The sequence below is a fragment of the Actinomycetota bacterium genome, assembly GCA_036280995.1.
Classification (GTDB): domain Bacteria; phylum Actinomycetota; class CALGFH01; order CALGFH01; family CALGFH01; genus CALGFH01.
This window is the reverse complement of sequence record DASUPQ010000310.1, coordinates 1-4,036: the sequence shown is the minus strand read 5'-3', so window position 1 is coordinate 4,036 and position 4,036 is coordinate 1. Positions and strand designations below refer to the sequence as shown.

The following is a 4,036-nucleotide window of genomic DNA, read 5'->3' as shown; positions in this document are numbered from 1 at the left end:
GCCTCACCCGCCGCCGGCTGCTCCAGCTCGGCCTGGCCCTGCCGCTGCCGATGGTCCTGGCGGCCTGCGACGACGCCGCCCCCACCAGCCCGGCGGCCAGCCCGACCACGGCCGCCCCGCCGCCCACCACCGCCGCCGCCGGGGGCGGGACCCTGGCCCCGACCCCGGCCTGCGACGACGGCGACGACCCGACCCCCTCCCAGACCGAGGGCCCCTACTTCACCCCGGACTCGCCCGAGCGGGCCTCGTTGCTGGAGGCCGGGATGGGAGGCCAGCGCCTGGTCGTCACCGGGACCGTGCTGACCACCGACTGCCGCCCGGTCCAGCGGGCCCTGCTCGACTTCTGGCAGGCCGACGACGCCGGCGAGTACGACAACCAGGGCTACCGCCTGCGCGGCCACCAGTTCAGCGACGCCAAGGGCGGCTGGCGCCTGGAGACGGTCGTGCCCGGCCTCTACAGCGGCCGCACCCGCCACATCCATGTCAAGGTCCAGGCCCCCGACGGTCCCGTCCTCACCACCCAGCTCTACTTCCCCGGCGAGCCGGACAACGACCGCGACGGCATCTTCCAGCCGGAGCTGGTCCTCGGCGACGTCCGCGACCGCGGCGACACCCGTCAGGGGTCGTTCACCTTCGTGCTGGAGGGCTAGCGGCCCACGGCGTACGCCTGGCGGCCGCGGGGGTTGGCGGCGGCGACCAGGAAGCCGGTGGCCGGGTCGCGGCCGGCGGCGCAGGTGCGGCCCAGCGACCAGGGGCCGGCGACCTCGACCAGGTGACCCCGCCGGCGCAGGCCCTCGATCGTGGCCGGGTCGTGGCCGGCCTCGACGACCAGCTTGCCCGGGGCGGCCCGGCGGGGCCAGAACGAGCTCGGGAAGTGGTCGCTCTGGAAGCTGGGGGTGTCGATGGCCGCCTGGAGGTCGAGGCCGAAGCGGGCGTGGGCCAGGAAGAACTGGAGGGTCCACTGGTCCTGGGCGTCCCCACCCGGGGTCCCGAAGGCCAGGCGCGGCTCGCCGTCGCGCAGGGCCAGCGACGGGCTGAGGGTCGTCCGCGGCCGAACCCCGGGTCGCAGGGAGCTGGCCAGCCCCTCCTCCAGCCACAGCATCTGGGCCCGCGTGCCCAGGCAGAACCCGAGGCCGGGGACGACCGGCGAGCTCTGCAGCCAGCCGCCGCTCGGGGTGGCCGCGACCAGGTTCCCGTGGCGGTCGGCCACGTCGACGTGGCAGGTGTCGCCGAAGGTCGGCTCACCGGATCCGGCGAGCTCGTCGTCGCCGTCGTGCCCGGCCACGGCCGCGGGCAGGCGCGGGCTGCGCCCGGCCGGCGACCCCGGGCGCAGCTCCAGCGACGCCTCGTCGCCGACCAGGGCCCGGCGCGCTGCCGCGTAGGCGGGGTCGAGCAGCCCGTCGAGGGGCACGTCGACGGCGGCCGGGTCGCCGTACCAGGCCTCCCGGTCGGCGAAGGCGAGCTTGGCGCACTCGGTGACCGTATGGACGTAGGCGGCGCTCCCCAGGCCCATCCCCTCCAGGTCGAACCCCTCCAGCAGGCGCAGCTGCTGCAGCAGCACCGGGCCCTGGCCCCAGGGGCCGGTCTTGCACACGGTCCAGCCGTTGGAGGAGACCGACACCGGCTCCTCCACGCTGGCCCGCCAGCCGGCCAGGTCGTCGCCGCCCAGCAGCCCCCGGTGGCGCCGGCCGCTCACGTCCATCACCTCGGCCGAGGCCAGCCAGCCGGCGATCGCCTCGGCCACGAAGCCCTCGTAGAAGGCGGCCAGAACGGCCTCGACCTGGCCGTCTCGGTCCGGCGTGGCCGCCTCGGCCTCGTCGAGCAGGCGCCGCCAGGTCGCGGCCAGGGCCGGGTTGCGCAGCCGCCCCCCGGGGGCGGGCACGCCGCCGGCCAGCCATACCTCGGCCGAGGACGGCCACTCGGCCCGGAACAGCGGCTCCATGGCGGCGATCGCCCCGCCGATCCGCGGCAGGGCCGGGAACCCGGCCTCGGCGTAGCCGATGGCCGGCTCGAGCACGTCGCGCAGGCACAGCGTGCCGTGGTCGCGGAGCAGCAGCATCCAGGCCCCGAAGGCGCCGGGCACGCAGGCCGGCAGCAGCCCGGTGCCCGGGATCAGGCCGAGGCCGAGGTCGCGGAACCGCTCGATGGTGGCGGCGGCCGGCACCGGCCCCTGCCCGTTCACCACCAGCACCCGCCCCTGCCCGGCGGGGGCGGCCAGGATCGGGACCTCGCCGCCCGGCCCGTTCAGGTGCGGCTCCACCACCTGGAGCACGAAGCCGGCGGCCACGGCGGCGTCGAAGGCGTTGCCGCCCCGCTCCAGCACCGCCATCCCCGTCCCCGAGGCCAGCCAGTGGGTCGAGGACACCATGCCGAAGGAGCCGCGCAGCTCGGGTCGGGTCGCGAACACGCCCTCAGCATAACCAGGGAAACGGCGTCGAATCGTAATCGGTTGCGGGTCTGGCGGGTTGGCCCCGATCATCGGAGCGGCCAGGCACCCTCCCGAGGACCCAGCTGATCATGCTCCGCGTCGTCGACCTGACCGTCGAGGTCGGGCACCGCCTGCTCGTCGCCGAGGCGAGCTTCACCGTCGCCCCCGGCGACGTCGTCGGCCTGGTCGGCCCCAACGGGGCCGGCAAGACGAGCCTGCTCCGCACCGTGAGCGAGCGGGCCGCCTCCAGGCGCGACCCGGCCGTCACCCTGGTCGGGGAGCTGGCCTGGCTGCCCCAGGAGTCGCCGCCGACCACGGCGGAGACCGGCCTGGCCCGGCTGCTGTCGGCCCGCGGCCTGGACCGCCGGCGCCACGACCTGGAGGAGGCGAGGCGGCGGATCGACCAGAGCGCCGACGCCAAGGCCCGCGACCGGGCCATCAAGCGGTTCTCGGGCCTCCAGGAGCGTTTCGAGCACGAGGGCGGCTACCGGGCCGAGGCCGAGGCCCGCCGGATCGCGGCCGGCCTCGGCATCCCGGCCAGCGGGCTCGACCGGCCGCTGTCGGGGCTGTCGGGCGGCGAGCGGCGCCGGGTCGAGCTGGCCCGGGTGCTGCTCAGCCAGGCGGCCACGCTGCTGCTGGACGAGCCCACCAACCACCTGGACGCCGACGCCAAGCGCTGGCTGGCCGGGTTCCTGGCCGACTTCTCCGGCGGCATCCTGCTCGTCTCCCACGACCTGCCCCTGCTCGACCGGGACGTCACCGGGGTGCTGGTCCTCGACCCACTGACCGCGTCGCTCGAGACCTACAAGGGCACCTGGACCCAGTACCTGGAGGCTCGCGAGGTCCGGGCCCGGTCCGAGGCCAAGCAGCGCAAGGTCCTGGAACGCGACATCAAGCGGCTGTCGGCCTTCGTGGAGAAGTACCGCCATTCCAACGAGACCATGGCCCGGCGGGCCATGGTCACCGAGCGGCGGGTCGAGAAGATGAAGGAGCGGCTCACGCCCGAACGCCGGTCGGGACGGAAGGTGGCGGTCCGGTTCCCCGACCCGCCGCCCTCGGGCCGCTTCCCACTGGACGCCGTCGACCTGTCCCGCTCCTACGGCGGCCCGCCGGTGTTCAAGCACGTCTCCTTCGACCTCCAGCGGGGCGAGCGGCTGCTCGTGCTGGGGCTGAACGGGGCCGGCAAGACCTCGCTGCTGCGCATCCTGGCCGGCATCGACCAGCCCGACGAGGGCGAGGTCCGCCGCGGCCACGGCGCCGAGCTGGGCTACTACGCCCAGGAGCACGAGGGCCTCGACCCGGCCGCCACCGCCATGGAGTCGCTGCGGGAGGTCGCCAAGGCCCCCGACGACCTGCTCCGGGGCGTCCTCGGCCACTTCCTGCTCGGCGGCGACCAGGCCCACCAGCCGACCCGGACCCTGTCCGGCGGCGAGAAGACCAAGCTCGCCCTGGCCCGGCTGGTCCTGGGCCGCCACAACGTCCTGCTCCTGGACGAGCCCACCAACAACCTGGACGTCCAGGCGGTCGAGGCCGTCCGCTCGGCCCTCGAGACCTACCAGGGCTCGGTGGTCCTGGTCAGCCACGACACCCCGTTCGTGCAGAGCTTCG

General features: G+C 75.5%; 3 protein-coding genes. 2 read left to right on the top strand and 1 reads right to left on the bottom strand.

Features of this window, described 5'->3' with window-relative positions:
• Positions 1 to 50: 50 nt before the first annotated feature.
• A complete protein-coding gene (locus VF468_10465; GenBank protein ID HEX5878730.1) occupies positions 51 to 650 on the top strand; it encodes an intradiol ring-cleavage dioxygenase in 600 nt (199 codons plus the stop codon).
• Here VF468_10465 and VF468_10460 read toward each other — a convergent pair.
• Positions 647 to 2,407: a gamma-glutamyltransferase family protein gene (locus tag VF468_10460; protein HEX5878729.1), complete on the bottom strand. Its 1,761-nt coding sequence runs from the start codon at positions 2,405 to 2,407 to the stop codon at positions 647 to 649. The genes VF468_10465 and VF468_10460 overlap by 4 nt on opposite strands.
• A 110-nt stretch (positions 2,408 to 2,517) precedes the next feature.
• Between VF468_10460 and VF468_10455 the strand changes: the two genes are divergently transcribed.
• Positions 2,518 to 4,036: ABC-F family ATP-binding cassette domain-containing protein (locus VF468_10455; protein ID HEX5878728.1), on the top strand; the 1,519-nt coding region annotated here is incomplete at its 3' end.

Bases quoted from the DNA above. Each gene is read 5' to 3' on its own strand.
- VF468_10465 (HEX5878730.1), top strand. From the start codon at position 51: ATGGTCCTGGCGGCCTGCGACGACGCCGCCCCCACCAGCCCGGCGGCC.